Raw genomic sequence first — 17,078 nt, forward strand, 5'->3', positions numbered from 1 at the left:
TACCAAGCAGGTCTTGGAACACGGGGCCGCCGTCGCCTTTTTGGGGCCGTGACATTTCGGGAACATGGCCCGATACCGGATTTTGTCCCAAATCCTTCCCAAATCCCGGCCCAATTCCGGGTTACTTTCGTCTTTCTCGAGGGGCCGTTCGCCGGTCCAGCCCCCCTAACAAGCAGGTAGAGTTCACGGAATGATCGCCAAGCACTTCCTTCGTGCCGCACTGCTCACCTCGGCCCTCACGCTGGGTGGCGCCGCCGTCTTCGCTCCCGTCACGCCGGCTCACGCCGCCGAGACCAAGAAGGTCAGCCCGGCGCTCGGCAATGCCCTGAACGCCGCCAAGGACGCGATCAAGGCGAAGAAGTACAAGGACGCGCTGGACAAGCTGGCCGAGGCCGACAAGCTCAGCACGAATGTCTCCGAGCGAGACCCTGAACATTGAGAACCTGCGCGGCGCCGCCTACAGCGGCCTGGACGATCCGGCGAACCTGGCCAAGGCCCTGGAAGCCACCATCGCCACGGGCTTGCTGTCGGAAGCCGATGTGGTGAAGCGCGACCTGCTGATCGCCGAGAGCTATTACCGCGTCAAGGCCTACCCCAAGTTCTCCGCGGCGGCGGACAAGTACTACAAGGATGGCGGCACCGACAGCCGCCTGAAGGAACTGTCCATTCAGATCTACCTGGACCAGAAGGACTACGCGGGCGCCGCCAAGGCCGCGCGCGCCATGATCCAGGCCCAGGGTGGCAAGCCGTCCAAGACGCTGCTGCAGACGGTGGCCAACGCCGAATACAACCTGGATCACAAGCCCGCCTTTACCGAGGCGATGGAACGCCTGCTGACCTACTATCCCGACGCGGACAGCTGGGATGGCGTGATCCGCGCGGTGCAGAAGCTGCCGGGCTTCAATTCCAACCGCCTGCAGACCGACGTGCTGCGCCTGCAGATCGCGACCGGTGTGGCCAAGGACAGCGGCCCCTACCTGGAATTCGCCCAGTTGGCGATGAGCGACGGCCTGGGCGCGGAAGCCAAGGCGACGATGGACAAGGGCTTCAAGGCCGGCATCCTGGGCAAGGCCGGTGGCGACCGTGAGAAGCGCCTGGCCGACATGGCCGGCAAGCAGGTCGATGACGATCAGCGCAAGCTGCCGGACGACGTGAAGGAAGCGGAGGCCCAGGCCGACGGCAAGGCGCTGATCAAGGTGGGGACGCAGTATTTGGCCCTGGGCAATCCGCCCAAGGCGATCGAGCTGATCACCGCCGGCATCCAGAAGGGCCAGCTGAAGTACCCGGATGAGGCCAAGCTGCGCCTGGTCCAGGCCTATCTGGCCGCCGGCCAGAAGCCCAAGGCGGTGGAAACCGCCAAGAGCATCAAGGGCACCGACGGCAGCGGCGACATCGCGCGCCTGTACCTGATCCAGGCCGGCATCAACCCGTTCGCCTGATCCCTATCAGCTGGCCGCCCATTGCGGACGGTGGTTTGACGAAGGCCGGTCCCTCACGGGGGCCGGCCTTTGGTCGTTCATGGGCTTAAAACAGTGCCAATTGGTCGCCCGCCTGGGGCGGCGGTTGGAACAGGTCGCAGCGCAGGCCCCAGTGCCGTTCGTTCAGGCCCAGGCGCTTAATGGCCAGGCGGAAGCGCTTGGCCAGCAGGTCGGCGTAGACGCCGGTGCCGCGCATGCGGGTGCCGAATTGGGCATGGTTGCGCCCGCCGTCGCGGCACTGGCGGATCAGGCTCATGACATGCTCGGCTCGCCCCGGCACATGCTGGCGCAGCCATTCCTCCATCAGATCGGCCAACTCCATCGGCAGGCGCAGCAGGATGTAGTGACCCTGGGCGGCGCCGGCCTCCTTCGCGGCGGCCAGGATGGCCTCCAACTCCGTATCGTTCAGCCCCGGGATCATGGGGGAGGCCAGCACCGATACCGGGATGCCGGCCCGCGACAGTTCCCTGACGGCGTCCAGCCGCCGCTGCGGCGTCCCGGCGCGCGGCTCCAGCCGTCGGGCCAGGTCGCGGTCCAGCGTGGTGATGGAGACGGCGACGCTGGCCAACCCCGCCGCCGCCATCGGCGCCAGGATGTCGATATCGCGCAGCACCAGTGGCGATTTGGTGATGATGCCCACCGGGTGCTGGAAATCCCGCAGCACCTCCAGCACCGACCGGGTGATGCCCTCCGTCCGCTCGATCGGCTGGTAGGCGTCGGTGTTGGCGCCCAGCGCGATGGGCTTGGGCACGTAACTGCGCGCGCGCAATTCCTTGGCCAGCAGCGGGGCGGCATCGCGCTTGGCATACAGGATGGTCTCGAAATCGAGGCCGGGCGAATGGCCCAGATAGGCGTGGCTGGGCCGGGCGAAACAATAGACGCAGCCGTGCTCACATCCCCGGTACGGGTTGATGGAGCGGTCGAAGGGCACGTCCGGGCTGTCGTTATAGGCGATGACGCTGCGCGAGGCGTCGTCCCGCACCTGGGTGACGGGCGACCGTCCCAGATCCGCGTCCTCATCCCACCCGTCGTTCCCCGCCCGGGCCCAGCCATCGTCAGTACGCATGCGGGTGTGCGTCTCGAACCGTCCCACGCGGTTGGAGGCGGTGCCGCGCCCCTTCAGTGGGCGATCATCCAGAATGTCGACCATGGCGCCTTCCACCAACGACGTCGGAAGAGGGGAGCCTATGTCAGGAAAAATTAGAACACAACATGAACATTTGGGGTGTCCAACGGACCTGGTGGCGTGTCCGTATGGTGGCCCCTTCCTTTGGCGCATTGCCCAGCCGCCGCCCGGCGGGCACGCTGGGTATCGGGCATGAATGGGCCGGACGGGAGAGTGGGGCGCACATGATGGGAAAACGCGGGGCCATCGCGGCGCTTGCCGTCGTGGCCGGGGCTGGCCTGTCGGTCGCGATGGCGGGGCGGGCGGAGACGGCGGGTGTGTCGGTGGAGCGGGGGCGCTACATCACCATCATCGCCGGCTGTAACGATTGCCATACCGAGGGATACGCGAAAAGCGGCGGAACCTTGCCGCCGACCGCCTGGCTGAAGGGTGACCCCGTCGGCCACCAGGGGCCCTGGGGCACGACCTATGCCGTCAACCTGCGGCTCTACCTGCGGGATGTGAGCGAGGATGAGTGGGTGGCCCGCGTCCGCGCCATGAAGACCCGTCCGACGATGCCGTGGTTCAACATGCGGGTGATGGAGGAGGCGGACGTCCGCTCCCTCTACCGTTTCATCCGTTCCCTGCCCGGTGACGCCGGCCCGCCCATGCCGGATTATGTGGCACCTGGTGATCGGCCCACGACGCCGGTGACCGTCCACGTGCCCCAGCCGCCCCAGCCCTGATACCCGTGCCCTTGATCGTGACCGATCAAGGGCGCCCTCAAGCGCCGGGCGCCGACATCCGTCGGCTTGGGCTTCCTCGGTTTCCGGTCCACTGCGTTCCCCAGAAACCTGCGGCGGCTGCCGTCGCAGCCTACAGCGGCATGAACCGAACTTTCATGCCGCTGGTGTCAGGCCTCATCCAGACATGAAAAAGGCCGCCCCGAATCTCTTCGGTAGCGGCCTTGCTTCCAAGCGAAGATCGGTGCGTCAGGCCGGCGTGACGGCCAGGCGGGCGCACACCGCCTCGATCAGCAACTGGCGGGCGCGATCAACGATGTCGTCCATGGACGGCGTGCGCACGAACATGGCGGCCGCCCGTTCCCGCAGCTCATCCCGGGTGGGCAGGGTCGGCATGCTGGGCAGCGACGGCATGTGCAGGTCGGGCAGGCTGGGCATGTGCAGGTCCGGCATATGCAGCGAGGCCAGCATGGCCTCCGCCTGGGCGCGGGCGTTTTCCAGCTTGTGCTGCAACTCCGCCTTCACATCGGCCAGCGAGGGGGTATCGGCCAGGGTGGCCTGCAGGCGGGCGGCGATCTGCTCCACATGGAAGGTGGCGACCAGCTGGCTGGCGGCCTTTTCGATGATGGCCTTGCCCAGGCGCTGCTCGCCACGCACCACGGTGGCCGGCGGGCGGTGCAGGTCCCAGGTGATGCCCACCCACGACAGGGCTTTCAGGATGTAATAGGTCGTGTCCACTTCCCACCAGCGGAAGCCCTGGCAGGCCGCACTCTGATAGGCGTGGTGGTTGTTGTGCCAGCCCTCACCCATGCTCAGCAGGGCGAACCACCAGTTGTTGCGGCTGTCATCGCCGGTCAGATAGCGGCGGCGGCCGTACACATGGGCCAGCGAGTTGATGCAGAAGGTGCCGTGGTAGGCGGCGATGGTGCTCCAGAAGAAACCCACCACCAGGCCGGACCAGCCGAACAGGGCCCAGACGGCCACGCCCAGCACGGTGGCCGGCAGGTGGTGGTACCGCTCCAGGAAGCGCAGCTCGGGATACTTGGCCAGGTCCGGCACCGCCGCCAGGTCGGTCTTGTCGTGGCGCGGCGTGAAGATCCAGCCCACGTGCGCGTACCAGAAGCCGCGCTGGACCGGGGAATGCACGTCGTTGGGCGTGTCGGAATAGCGGTGGTGATGGCGGTGCTTGGCCGCCCACCACAGGACGCCGCGCTGGGCCGAGGTCTGGGCGATGAAGGCCAGCACGAACTGGAACACGCGGCCGGTCTTATAGGCGCGGTGCGAGAAATAGCGATGATAGCCGGCGGTGATGCCGAACATGCGCAGGAAATAGAGGCCGACCGCCAGCATAACGTCCTGCATGGCCACGCCCGTCCAGATGGCGGCGAAACAGGCCAGGTGCACGGCGATGAAGGGCAGGGTGCCCACGGCCTGGAATTCATCCAGGTGGCTGTCCGACTGCGCGGCGGCGGTTTTGCGGGCGGGCGTGGTCACCTGGCGTTTCACTCCGGCAAGGGGCGCCGGGCGCATCGGCCGGCGTCGGGTGTCGTCTATATCGGTTGGATAGCAGGAAACGGCGGCCAAGCCGACTCCGTGTTTCGAGGGATCCTCCGATTGCGTCGCAGTTTAACCGGGGAACCCTGAAGGGGACCTTAACAACGCCACCGGCATCGCGGCCTTGGCCTGGATCAACCGGGGCTAAAAATCCGGTGGCAGGTCGGACGCCGCCACATCGCCGGCGAAGGAGGCGGCGACGGCATGGGCGGACCCACCTTCCATCCACCAGCCGGAATCGGCCAACTTGCCCTCGTACAATTCCATCACCGGTTTCTGCAGGCGATCAACCAGCACCATGTCGTGCGTCGCCACCAGGCAGGTGGTGCCCAGCTTGTTCAGCTCGATGAACAGCCGCATGATGCGCAGGCTCATCTCGCGGTCGATGTTGCCCGTGGGCTCGTCCGCGATGATCAGCTTGGGGCGCGTGACCACGGCGCGGGCGATGGCCACCAACTGCTTCTGCCCGCCCGACAGGCGCAGGGGCCGCTCGTCCAGCTTGGCCTTCAGCCCCACCCAGGACAGCAGTTCCAGTCACGCTTTCCTGGACATGGCCCTCATCCTGGCCGGCCAGGCGCAGGGGCAGTGCCACATTGTCGAACACCGTCAGATGGTTCATCAGGCGGAAGTCCTGGAACACCACGCCGATCTGCCGGCGCAGGGCCGGCAGATCGCGGCGCGGGGTCTTGGACAGGGGATGGCCCAGCAGGGTGATCAGGCCGCGCGACGGCCGTTCCGCCAGATATAGCAGCTTCAGCAGGCTGGACTTGCCGGCACCGGTGGGGCCGGTCAGGAAATGGAAGGAACCGGGCGCCAGTTCGAAACTGATGTCGCGCAGCACCTCCGGACCGGTGCCGTACCTGAGACCGACATTCTCGAAACGAACCAAGGGCGGTTTTCCTCAACAAGGGAAGCGGGCTGAATGAAGAAGGCCCGGCCCCGCAGGGTGGCGGTGACCGGGCTTCGTTATATATGGGCATTTGATCGTGCCGACCAAATGCCCACCTCAAGCGCCGGGCGCCAACATCCGTTGGCTTGGCTTCCTCGATTTTCAGTCCGCCTTCGGCTCCCCAAAAATCTCCGGCGGCTGCAGTCGCAGCCTACAGCGGCATGAGTTAAACCTCATGCCACCGCATTGGATCGCACGGAGGGCGGTCAGCCGGCTTCCGCCGCCTCGGCCTCGGCGCGCTGGCTGGTCGGGAACAGGCCCGCCTTCTCGAACGCCGTCAGGGTTTCCTGCGCCCAGGCGCGCAGGTCGGTCAGGCCGCTGTGGCCGGTCCACACGTCGATGCCGTAGCGCTTTTCCAGGTCGGCGTCGGTCATCTTCAGCGCGTCGCGGACGGAGATGAACTCCTTCTCCAGCAGCTTCCAGATGTCGCTTTCGCAGCGCTTGATGGTGATCAGGCCGACGCCCTGGCTCTGGAAGCTCTTCAGGCGGCGGAAGGACTGGTCGTTCTCATAAGGGCCGAAGCCGCCGGCCACCTCGTTCAGCACGACGAAGCGGCGGCCGAAGGGCAGCCACTCATTCTTGTCGAACGAGTACTGGATCAGGGCGCGGGCGTCCTCGATGGCCTGGGCCTCGGCCTTGGTCGTGACGATCAGGTCGATGGGGGCGCTGTTGCGGCGGCGCAGCAGGGCGCCGGCGTTGCGCGCCTCGGCCCAGGCGAACAGGTCGGCGGCGACGTTGGCGCCCACGTCCACCACATGGCCACCCTCCAGCAGGGTGCGGCCGAATTCGTCCCAATACTTGATGGCCAGGTTGGGGTCGGTCGAGGTCTTGATGTTGGTCAGCTGCTCGCCGATGCCCAGTTCCTTCACGCCGGCGAACAGGCGGCCGAACTTGGAGCGCTGGTTCAGGGGATCGCTGTCGGCGGCGGACAGTTTGACGGGGCTGCCCTTCTGCTCATGCTGCAGGACCAGCATCTGGGCCACCAGCGTCTTGCCTTGGCCGCCGGTCTTGGCCATCGAGATATAGGTGCGCGTCATCTGGTCGTTCTCCTGGTCCCGCATTCTTCGTCCCGGCATGACCCCTTGTCTCCCCTACCCCTGTCGTCGTGCTGACGATTCCCCTGGGGGACGGCAAGTCCTCCGGGGCCTGTTGAGACCAGGGCCGGAACGTCGCGCGGGGCGCGTCCGGCCGGGCCTTGAATCGATACAGGTTTTCCCCCGGCGCTTCAACTGCGGGCGGCCGGCTCCACCGAAATCGCCGGTGAAGGGCGGTGGGAAGGGGCGGGCGGGAGGCGGGGCGTCAGCCCTTGTGCTCCTGCAGGCGGGGCATGATCTCCACCAGGTTGCAGGGGCGAAAACGGTTGTCCAACTGGAACTTCAGGATCAGGTCCCAGCCGTCGCGGCAGGCGCTGGGGCTGCCCGGCAGGGCGAACAGATAGGTGCCGCCGGCGACACCGCCGGTCGCCCGGCTTTGCAGGGCCGAGGTGCCGATCTTCTCATAAGACAGGGTGCGGAACATCTCGCCGAAGCCATCGATTCGCTTCTCATACACGCTCTCGAACGCCTCCGGCGTGACGTCGCGGCCGGTCAGGCCGGTCCCGCCAGTGGAGATGACCACGTCCACCGCCGGATCGGCGATCCAGGCCCGCAGCTGCGCCGCGATGGCATCCTGGTCGTCCTTGACGATGGCCCGGCCCGCCAGCACGTGGCCGGCGCCGGCCAGCCGCTCCACCAGGGTGTCGCCCGATTTGTCGGCCGCCAGGTCGCGGGTGTCGGACACGGTCATGACCGCGATCTGCACGGGCAGGAAGGGGCGGGTTTCATCGATGCGGGACAAGGGCGGCACTCCACCGGAAAGGGCTGTCGGGCTTTCCCTTAAGTGCGATGCCGCTGGGCCGGCGTCAACCGGACGGGCTCAGACTTCCACCACTTCCAGCAATTCGCCCCCGGCATCGAAGCAGCCGCAGGCCAGCACGCCGCCGAAACCACAGCCGCCGTCCAGGGTGATGGCGTGGGCGTTGGCCACCAGGCCGCCATGGCTGGGGTCATAGCCCCGCACCACCCGGCTGAAGCCGGCGTAGGGCTGTTCGATACGGGGGAAGGCGGTGCCGCCCCACCAGAAGCTGTCGCCCTGGGCCGCCAGGGGGCGCGAGGTGTCGATGCCGGCGTTGACGAACAGCATCTCCGGCATGCCGTCCTGGCGCCGCTCGGTATAGGCGGCGCGGCGCACGGCCGCGAACAGGGTGTCGTGGCCGGGGGCGGCGCGTTGGGCGGCGCGCAATTGCCCCGTCCAGCGGGCCAGCGACACCGCGCCGTCGCGGGCGGCGGCCACGCCCTGGTAGGCGCTGCCGCCATAGGCCGCCAGGGTGGCGTCCACCCCTTGGGTCATCATCCATTGCAGCACTTCGGCGGGATTGGGCGCGAACTGCAACTGCAGCAGCTTCTGCCACATCTCCTCCTGCCCGCCGCGCAGGTAGACCAGGTCGCCGACGATGACGCCGCGGATGGACAGCACGGCCCGGCGGAAGGACAGCAATTCGTCCAGCGTGTCGCGCACGCGGGGCCCGCGGCCGATCAGGTTGCCCAGGTAGAGCAGCCGGTCGCCCGGCTGGAAACGGGCGCCGATATCGTCATGCAGGGCCGCCAGCCGGTCCACGTCGCCGTGGATGGCGCCAACGGCCCAAATGCGGCGCGGCCGGCCCAGCACGACAAAGCGTTCCTGTTCGTTCATGCGTGGGGTCAGACCGGCAAAAGAAGGGGTTCGGACAGTGTATGCGCCGCCGCCCCATGAAAAAAGGGGTGATCGAGACCGATCACCCCTTTTTCCACTAAATATAGTGATCTTGGCGAACCGTAACCCCTATGGGCGGATGCCCATTGGACCAAGTGCGGATGCCTTAAGATCAGGGCCCGGATCAGGCGGCCTTGGCCAGCACGGCTTCCAGGCGCTCGGTCGCCTTGCGCTCGTCGATCTTCTCGACGGCGGCCAGTTCACGGGCCAACCGCTCCAGCGCGGCATGATAGATCTGGCGTTCGCTGTAGGACTGGTCGGACTGGTCGGTGCCGCGGTGCAGGTCGCGCACCACCTCGGCGATCGACACCGGATCGCCGGAGTTGATCTTGGCCTCATACTCCTGGGCCCGGCGGCTCCACATGATGCGCTTGATCTTGGACGGGCCCTGAAGGGTCTCCATCGCGTCCTTGATCCGGTCCTTGGTGGACAGGCGACGCAGGCCGGCGTTCTTGGCCTTCATCACCGGGACCTTCAGCGTCATCCGCTCCTTCTCGAAGGTGATGGCGTACAGCACCACTTCCATATCGGCGATGGCGTGCTTTTCGATCGCCACGATTTGTCCTACGCCGTGGGCGGGGTACACGACGTAATCACCGGTGACGAAGTCGAGCTTATCGGTCATTTGGATCGGCTCTCACAAAAACGGCTATGGCGTCCCGCCTGACAGGCGGGCCCGGGCGCCGGGACGGCATGCAAAAAGTCGGTGGCGGCCCATGGGGGGCCGCGACACGGGGCGGTCAGCACGAAGGCGCTGGGGGAACGTGGCACGCACTAGGCGTTCGTGAACGGCGTGCCGATCCTCGCGTCCAGGACTATAACCGATATGACGTTGCCATGACAGGCCATCAAGGCCGTGTTCGACTTAAGTTCCGGGCATAGGCCAGGATGTCGGACATGCGAATCGCGCATGTCTTGGGCAGGTGCTGCCGAAGATTTAGGCGATGCCGGTTTTCACTGACGCCGCCATTCCCGCGTAAAGTGCGGAGAAGTCGTAAAAGGCGCCGCCCGGTCGTGCGGGCGGTGCCTTTTACCGGACTGGACTCAATTACCGCTGCCGGGCTTGTCGCTGAAATAGGTCTTGTACTTGTCGGGCACGTTCTTGAAGGCGTCGGCCTCGGGCAGGGCCGCCTTCTTGCGGTTCAGGTTCGGCCAGAGGGTGGCGAACTGGCGGTTCATCTCCAGCCACTGCTCGGCACGGCCGTCCGTGTCGGGCAGAATGGCCTCGGCCGGGCATTCCGGTTCGCAAACGCCGCAGTCGATGCATTCGTCGGGGTGAATGACCAGCGTGTTCTCACCCTCGTAGAAGCAGTCAACGGGGCAGACTTCCACGCAGTCGGTGTACTTGCATTTGATGCACTGCTCGGTCACGACGTACGGCATGCTTGCACTCTCCTTCAAATTCCATTCCCCAGGCGCCCAAACAGGGGGCAGCCACCATGGGGACGGCACCGGGCACGTATATCCCGATAACGGCCAGGGGTATAGCACCCGCAACGTCGGCCTGATTCACGCCCTCCGGATTGCGGGCCGGATGACAGCGGGAGAGGTAAAACAAGCGTGGGGCCGACGCAACTGCGATGAATGCACATCGCCGCTGTCCGGCGTGGCACCCCATGAAAGCCTTGCGCGCAAAGGGTGCGCGCCGCGTTGAATTTTCCCGTATCGTCCGGATAGTCTTGAGCGCCACCGTCGCCAGGACGACATTTCACATCAGCGGCACGGGGTGTTGACACGTGCCGATGTAGGCCCCGACCGGGGCCGCCGGAAGTTTCCGGGAAGCGCAGCGGACTGGAAACTGAGGAAGCCCCAAGCGGCCGGATGGCCGCGCCCGGCGCCTGAGGGGCGGCATTTGAGCGTATCGAGCGGCATCGGGGAAACGCATGACGGCGCACGGCAGCGAGGAAGAATTGGATCCCCCGGTGGTGGCCGGCGCGGATACGCGGCCCGATCCGGCCATGGCGGCGCAGCTTTATGCGGTGCTGCAGCAGTTCTCCCAAGCCATCGTCGTGTTCGGGGCCGATGACCGCGTGGTGTTCGCCAACGACCGGTATCATGAGATGTTCCCGCGTTCCCCCCGGCCCGGCGCCATCCTGGGCTGGCGGTTCGAGGATCTGCTGCGCCATTCCATCGCCGCGGGCCAGGTGCCGCTGGCCGATGGCGATCCCGAGGCCTATATCGCGCGCCGCCTGTCGCAGCGCGGCATCGCGCGCGAAGGGCTGATCGGCGAGCGCTGGTATCGCGCGGTGGAGGAACATATCCCCGGCGGCGGCATCGTGCTGAGCTACAACGACATCACCGACCGCCGGCAGGCGGAGGAGGATCTGCGCAACAAGTCCGCCGTGCTCAGCGCCGCCATGGAATCCGTGCCCGGCGGCTTCATGGTGATGGATGAGCGCTTCAATTTCGTGGTCTGGAGCCGCAACTGGCCGGCCATCGGTGGCGCCACCGAGGAAATCATCCGCACCCACCCCAACATGGTCGATCTGGCCCGCTGGCAGTCGCGCCGGGGCGACTATGACACCATCCGCCTGGACGCGGGTCAGTTCGATACCGGAACGATCGCCTCCATCCCGTGGCTGGGCCGGCTGCTGGAATTGCAGGCTGCCCGCCATCCCACGCTGACCCCCAGCGCGGAGGAGCGGGAACTGCTGGTGCAATGGCAACTGCTGCGCTACCGGCCCCAGGGGCGGCCGGATGGGGAACGGGCGGAAGGCAGCGGCACCATCCACATCGGCGGCGAGGCGGGCCGCATCGTGGAGTTTCGCCGCAACCGCATGCCGGGCCTGGGATGGGTTTCCATCTACAACGACGTCACCGAACGCTATCGGCATGAGGAGGAGACGGCGCGCGCGCATGAGGAGACCGCCCGCGCCCTGCAGGAACTGCGCGATACCCAGGAAAGCCTGGTGCAGGCGGAAAAGCTGGCGTCGCTGGGGGAACTGGTGGCCGGCGTGGCGCATGAGCTGAACACCCCGGTGGGTATCAGCTACACCGCCGCCACCTTCCTGGCCGACCGCCTGCGCGAGTTCCGGGTGGAAATCGAGACCGCAGCCCCCCGCAAGGCCGCGCTGTTGGATTTCCTGGATCTGGTGGAGGAGACGGCCGGCCTGATGACGGTGAACGCCGGCCGCGCCACCCGCCTGGTGCAGAGCTTCAAGAACATCGCCGTCGACCAGACCAGTGATGAGCGGCGCATCTTCTCCCTGAAGCCTTACCTGGAAGAGATCGTGATCAGCCTGGGGCCGCAGTGGAAGCGGCCGGGCCACAGCGTGGTGATCGACTGCCCCACCAACCTGGTGCTGGACACCTATCCCGGGGCGCTGAGCCAGGTGCTGACCAACCTGATCGTGAACGCCACCCTGCATGCCTTCGCCCCTGGCCAGTCCGGGCGCATGACCATCAACGCCACCTCGCTGCCGCCGGCACCGGCCGGCGCCGGCCGGGCGCCGGTGGAACATGTGGAGATCGTGTTCGCCGACGACGGCTGCGGCATCCCGGCCGAGGCGCTGCCCCGCATTTTCGACCCCTTCTTCACCACCCGGCGCGGCGCCGGCAGCACGGGCCTGGGCCTCAACATCGTCTTCAACCTGGTGACCCGCACGCTGGGTGGCCGGATCGAGGTGGACAGCGCCCCCGGCCGGGGCACCCGCTTTTTCCTGCGCTTGCCCAAGGTGGCGCCCGCCGCCCAGCCGGTGCTTCCCCCCCGCAAGGCGAAGGCCGATCCGCGGCCGGGCGACAGCTGACGAGGCTTGCCCCGATGGGCGTCGTGCCACTACCGTTGGCGGAGGCCCCGGTTCAAAGGGGGCCGGGGGCTGTTGGGGGCCGTGCTTATGGGGGTTTCGCCGCGTCGTCCGGTCCGGACGATTCGCCTGCGGTCGCTGGTCCGAGGATCGCTTTTGGCGCTTCTGGCCGGCCTGTGCCTGATGCCGGTGGTTTCGGCCAGTGCCCAGGTGCCGGCGAAAACTCTGGTGCGGGCCATCGGCGGCGCGCCCGACACCCTGGACCCCCAGCGCGCCGACCTTACCCTGGAAATAACCGTGATCAGCGACCTGCTGGAAGGGCTGCTGGCCCCGGACGGCAAGGGCGGGGCGCGGCCGGCCCTGGCGGAAAGCTGGACCGTGTCGCCGGATGAGCGCACCTACACCTTCCGGCTGCGGCCCGACGCCCAATGGTCGGACGGAAGCCTGGTGACGGCGGATGATTTCGTCTTCTCCTGGCGGCGGCTGGCCGACCCCAAGACGGCCGGCCCTTTCGCCTTTTTTACGTGGACGGTGGTGAACGGCGAGGCCATCGCCAAGGGCGCTATCCAGGACGTGAGCCGCCTGGGCGTCAGCGCGCTGGACGCCCATACCTTCCAGGTGGAGTTGGTGCGGCCCACGGCCTATTTCCTGTCCATGCTGCAGCATCCGGCCTTGGCCGCGGTGCAGAAGGCCAGCGTGCTGGCCTGGGGCGACGCCTTCACCCAGCCGGGGCACTATGTCGCCAGCGGTGCCTATGTCCTGGCGGAGAATGCGCCGGGGGACCACCTGACCCTGGTGCGGAACCCCCATTACTACGACCGGGCCAAGGTGCGGGTGGACCGGGTGACCGACCTGCCGATGGAGGATCGCGCGGCGGAAACCCGCCTGTTCCAGGCAGGCCGCCTGTCGGTGACCTATGACCTGCCCATCCCGCAGGTGGCGTGGGCGCGGGACACGCTGAAGGGCGCCTATGTTGCCGGCCCCCTGTTCGATACCTATTTCCTGGCCTTCAACCTGCGTAACGAGCCCTGGAAATCATCGCCGCAATTGCGCGAGGCGCTGACCCTGGCCATCGACCGCGACCGGCTGGCCGCCCTGCTGGGGGAGGAACAGCCGGCCTACAGCTTCGTGCCGCCGCTTGCCCCCGGGACGGGCGTCGCGGCGTATGAGCCCGGCTGGCCCGCCTGGCGCGGCCTGGCCCAGGTGCAGCGGGTGGCGCGCGCCCGCGTCCTGCTGGCGGAGGCCGGTTTCGGGCCCGGTGGTCACTCGTTGCCGGCGGTGGACCTGCTGTACGCGGCGGGGGGAAATTCCGCCCCGGTGATGGTTGCTGTGGCCGCCATGTGGCGGGAGGCGCTGGGCCTGGAGGTGCGGCTGGAGGCCCGGGAATTCCGCACCGTTACCGCCCAGGCGCGGGACAAGACCTTCAAGGACCTGGTCTTCACCTCTTGGCTGGGCGACTACCCCGACGCCAACAGCTTCCTAGCGCTGCTGCGCGCCGACGCCGGGCCGGAAAACAACAGCGGCTATCGCAACCCGCTGTTCGATGCCCTGATGGAAGAGGCGAACGGCGAGTCCGATGCCACCCGCCGCGCCGACCTGATGCGCCGGGCGGAACGGCTGATGCTGGACGACACGCCCATCATCCCCCTGTTCCACAAGGGGGTGCACCGCCTGGTATCGCCCCGCATCGCCGGCTGGACGCCCAACATGCTGGACCTGATCCCCAGCCGCTTCCTGGATCTGGCGCCATGAAGTGGCTGGCTGTCCTGGTATTGGCCCTGGCGACGGCCCTGCCCGCACAGGCGGAGACGGTCTTGCGCCGGGGCATGGGCACGGAGCCGGAAACGCTGGACACCCAGTGCTCGTCGGGGGAACCGGAAAGCTATATCGAGCTGGACCTGCTGGAAGGCCTGCTGACCTACGATGCCGAAGGCCGGCCGGTGCCGGGGGCGGCGGAGCGCTGGACCATCAGCCCCGACGGGTTGACCTACACCTTCATCCTGCGCGCCGACGGCAAATGGTCGGACGGCAGCCCGGTGACGGCGGACGATTTCGTCTTCTCGTGGCGGCGCCTGGCGGATCCCAAGACAGCGTCGCGCTACGCCTATTTCCTGAACCCGGTGAAGAACGCCCGCGCGGTGGCGGAGGGGCGCCTGGCCCCCGACGCCCTGGGCGTGGCGGCGCGTGATGCCCGCACCCTGGTGGTGACGCTGGCCGCACCGGCCGCCCCCTTCCTGGCCAGCCTGGCCCACCACAGCCTTTATCCGGTGAACCCAAAGGCGGTGCAGGCCTTCGGTGACGGCTACACCCAGCCGGGGCGCTATCTTTCCAACGGGCCCTATGTGCTGGCCGAGGCGGTGCCCCAGGACCACGTCACCCTGGTGCGCAATCCCTACTTCCGTGCGGCGACCGCGGTGGCCGTGGATAAGGTGATCTATTACCCGACCGAGAACCGGGATACGGAGTTGCGCCGCTTCCGCGCCGGGGAACTGGACGTGACCTATGACATCCCAGAGGCGCAGATCGCCTGGCTGCGGCAGAACATGGCGGCCGAACTGCGCATCGCGCCCTTCCTCAGCACCTTCTATTTCGCCTTCAACCTGACGCACGAGCCGTGGAAGTCCGAGCCTAAGCTGCGCCGGGCCCTGACCCTGGCGCTGGACCGCGACATCATCACCGGCAAGATCACGAAGTCCGGCCAGCTGCCGGCCTATACCCTGGTGCCGCCAGGGACCCAGGGCTACGACGCGACCGCCGCCCAGCCGGAATGGGCGTCCTGGCCGCAAAGCCGGCGTAACGAGGAGGCGCGGCGCCTGCTGAAGGAGGCGGGCTACGGTCCCGGTGCCAAGCCACTGGAGCTGGAGATCTACTACAGCACCAGCGAGAACTATCGGAAGCTGGCGCTGGCGGCCATGGCGATGTGGAAGATGATCCTGGGCATCAAGGCGGTGCCGGTGAACCAGGAATGGCGGGTGTTCCTGGACACCCGCAACCGCAAGCTCTACCGCGACCTGGCGCGGGTGGGGTGGATCGGCGACTTCAACGATGCCGCTTCATTCCTGGACATCTACCGCTCCGACGCCGGCTCGCAGAACCATGCCGGCTACGCCGACGCCGAATTCGACCGGCTGACGGCCGCCGCCACGGTGGAGCGGGATGCCGGCCGGCGGCGCGACCTGCTGACCCGGGCGGAACGGCGGCTGGTGGAGGATTGCATCCTGATCCCCGTCTACACCTATGCCTCGCACGTGCTGGTGTCGACCCGCGTCCAGGGCTGGCGGGACAATGTGCTGAACATGCACCCCAGCCGCTATCTCAGCCTCATGCCGCCGGGCTGACGCGTCAGGGGGACGGCCAGTCCTGCACGGCGTAGCGGACGGTCCTGGCCGGCAGCATCAGCGTTGGTGCGGCCTGGCCGGCCGTCACCAGCACCTGGTCCACCGGCACGGCGTCCTCCGCCTCATTGGCCAGGAAGGCCTGGACCAGCCGCGTGCCACTGGCCGGCAGCAGGAAGGCCGGCACGGGCACCGGCGCCCTGCCCATGCCGGCCAGCCAGTCCGGGCGGCCCTGCCGGTCGGCGACAGGTGGGTGCACCACCTGCAGATCGACCGCCCCCGCCAGCAGGCCCACGGTCAGCGGCCGCCCCTGGCGCATCAGCACGACGGAGCCCGCTTGCGCCTTGGGTGCGGCCAGGGTGTAAAGGTCGGCGTCGGGGCGGTTCATGGGGAAGGGCGTCAGCCCCGCCTGGTCGATGGTCAGCGGATCGATGCCGGTCAGGTGCTTCAGCTTTGCTGCCATCCACACCACGCCGTTGCCCTCGGCGGCGATGGGCCGCTCCGCCGCGTGGTGTTCGCCGGCATAGATCAGCAGCTTGGCGCCGGGATGGGCCTGTAGGGCGCGGCGGGCCAGGTTCTCCGCCTGGTCCTCGTCCCGCTGCTCTTCGTTGTCCCAACTGGGGCGGGCCGATTCGTAGGACACCAGGTGGTAGCCCAGCGCCAGCGACTGGCGCAGGAAATCGGCGAAGACCGGATCGCTGGTGTAATAGCCGCTGGTTCGCCGCAGGTAACCGTCGCGGGACAACTGGTCCATCTTGGCTTGGGAGACGGCGTCGTCGGCATCCCGGGTCAGGGTCTCCGCCGCCAGCAGGGTATAGCCCAGCGGCCGCAAGGCGCGCGCCACCTCCAGCGCGAAGGCGCGGCCGCGCGGGTCCAGATGGTTCTCATCCAGGATGACGATACGGGTGTGCCGCGCCCGTTCGACGATGGCGGGGATGGCCGGCACACCCGTCGCTGCCTCCAGGGCTGGGATGTCGCCGGGCGCCAGGTGATAGTCGGCGGCCGTCTTGGCCGGGTTGAAGCGTGGCCGGCCCGTCATGCACGACATGGCCTGGCTCCATTGGTCGAAGACGTCGGCGTCCGGGATCCGGTCGGCGTCGGGCAGGTCCAGGCGCGCCAGCAGGCCGAAGGTCGCCTGCATGTAGCGGCCGTGGCGGACGTCGTCGATGGACTGCTTGTAGGCCGCCAGCAGCCGGTCGTTGTCCAGCGGGGCAGGTGCCGTGTTTTGGGCTGGAGCGGCCGTCGGCCCGCCGCCTACCATCAGGGCGGCCAGGATGACGACCGATCCGTGCTTGCGAAAGGTGCTGATCAAGGGGCGCATGACGACACCAACCGTTCAATGGTACGATTCGTACTATAGGCGTAACCGACCAGGAAGGCG

General features: G+C 67.5%; 14 protein-coding genes and 1 pseudogene. 6 read left to right on the forward strand and 9 right to left on the reverse strand.

The genetic code is table 11. The annotated features are described in order from the left end of the window. Positions 1–190: 190 nt before the first annotated feature. Positions 191–439, forward strand: a complete 249-nt coding sequence (locus tag PW843_23305; protein ID MDE1149493.1) for a hypothetical protein — start codon at positions 191–193, stop codon at positions 437–439. Beyond that, on the forward strand, positions 411–1,439 hold the full coding sequence (locus PW843_23310) for a hypothetical protein (GenBank protein MDE1149494.1): 1,029 nt from the start codon (positions 411–413) through the stop codon (positions 1,437–1,439). The genes PW843_23305 and PW843_23310 overlap by 29 nt, the downstream gene beginning before the upstream one ends. Positions 1,440–1,524: 85 nt before the next feature. Here PW843_23310 and PW843_23315 read toward each other — a convergent pair whose 3' ends face one another. Beyond that, positions 1,525–2,628 carry a PA0069 family radical SAM protein gene (locus PW843_23315; protein ID MDE1149495.1) on the reverse strand — a complete coding sequence of 368 codons (1,104 nt, stop codon included), beginning with the start codon at positions 2,626–2,628 and terminating at the stop codon, positions 1,525–1,527. A 200-nt stretch (positions 2,629–2,828) separates the two neighbouring features. Here PW843_23315 and PW843_23320 point away from each other — a divergent pair, with 200 nt between their 5' ends. Next, entirely contained in the window at positions 2,829–3,329 is a 501-nt protein-coding gene (locus tag PW843_23320; protein ID MDE1149496.1) for a hypothetical protein, read from the forward strand. Between the two features lie 246 nt (positions 3,330–3,575). On the opposite strand, the gene PW843_23325 is transcribed toward PW843_23320, so the two are convergent. From PW843_23325 to PW843_23355, 7 genes and pseudogenes are all read right to left on the reverse strand, one after another. Further along, positions 3,576–4,820, reverse strand: coding sequence for an acyl-CoA desaturase (locus tag PW843_23325; GenBank protein MDE1149497.1), 1,245 nt, complete (start codon positions 4,818–4,820; stop codon positions 3,576–3,578). A gap of 204 nt (positions 4,821–5,024) precedes the next feature. Then, positions 5,025–5,769, reverse strand: a pseudogene (gene ftsE / locus PW843_23330) (cell division ATP-binding protein FtsE). A gap of 266 nt (positions 5,770–6,035) precedes the next feature. Next, positions 6,036–6,905, reverse strand: a complete 870-nt coding sequence (locus tag PW843_23335) for a hypothetical protein (GenBank protein ID MDE1149498.1) — start codon at positions 6,903–6,905, stop codon at positions 6,036–6,038. Between the two features lie 223 nt (positions 6,906–7,128). Further along, a complete protein-coding gene (gene moaB / locus PW843_23340; GenBank protein MDE1149499.1) occupies positions 7,129–7,665 on the reverse strand; it encodes a molybdenum cofactor biosynthesis protein B in 537 nt (178 codons plus the stop codon). 78 nt (positions 7,666–7,743) lie between these two features. Then, on the reverse strand, positions 7,744–8,559 hold the full coding sequence (locus tag PW843_23345) for a hypothetical protein (protein ID MDE1149500.1): 816 nt from the start codon (positions 8,557–8,559) through the stop codon (positions 7,744–7,746). A gap of 184 nt (positions 8,560–8,743) precedes the next feature. Beyond that, positions 8,744–9,244 (reverse strand): CarD family transcriptional regulator, encoded by a 501-nt coding sequence (locus PW843_23350; protein ID MDE1149501.1) that lies wholly within the window; start codon positions 9,242–9,244, stop codon positions 8,744–8,746. A 419-nt stretch (positions 9,245–9,663) separates the two neighbouring features. After that, positions 9,664–10,002, reverse strand: a complete 339-nt coding sequence (locus PW843_23355) for a ferredoxin family protein (protein MDE1149502.1) — start codon at positions 10,000–10,002, stop codon at positions 9,664–9,666. 500 nt (positions 10,003–10,502) lie between these two features. Between PW843_23355 and PW843_23360 the strand changes: the two genes are divergently transcribed. From PW843_23360 to PW843_23370, 3 genes are all read left to right on the forward strand, one after another. Continuing rightward, positions 10,503–12,365 carry a PAS-domain containing protein gene (locus tag PW843_23360; GenBank protein MDE1149503.1) on the forward strand — a complete coding sequence of 621 codons (1,863 nt, stop codon included), beginning with the start codon at positions 10,503–10,505 and terminating at the stop codon, positions 12,363–12,365. Positions 12,366–12,518: 153 nt separating this feature from the next. Next, positions 12,519–14,114 (forward strand): peptide ABC transporter substrate-binding protein, encoded by a 1,596-nt coding sequence (locus PW843_23365; protein ID MDE1149504.1) that lies wholly within the window; start codon positions 12,519–12,521, stop codon positions 14,112–14,114. Then, positions 14,111–15,700, forward strand: coding sequence for a peptide ABC transporter substrate-binding protein (locus PW843_23370; protein ID MDE1149505.1), 1,590 nt, complete (start codon positions 14,111–14,113; stop codon positions 15,698–15,700). Before PW843_23365 ends, PW843_23370 begins: the two co-directional genes overlap by 4 nt. 4 nt (positions 15,701–15,704) lie before the next feature. Here the strand turns inward: PW843_23370 and PW843_23375 are convergent, their stop codons facing one another. Beyond that, positions 15,705–17,018, reverse strand: a complete 1,314-nt coding sequence (locus PW843_23375) for a hypothetical protein (GenBank protein MDE1149506.1) — start codon at positions 17,016–17,018, stop codon at positions 15,705–15,707. Positions 17,019–17,078: the final 60 nt, after the last annotated feature.

This window comes from Azospirillaceae bacterium, assembly GCA_028283825.1.
In the GTDB taxonomy this organism is placed as follows: Bacteria; Pseudomonadota; Alphaproteobacteria; order Azospirillales; family Azospirillaceae; genus Nitrospirillum.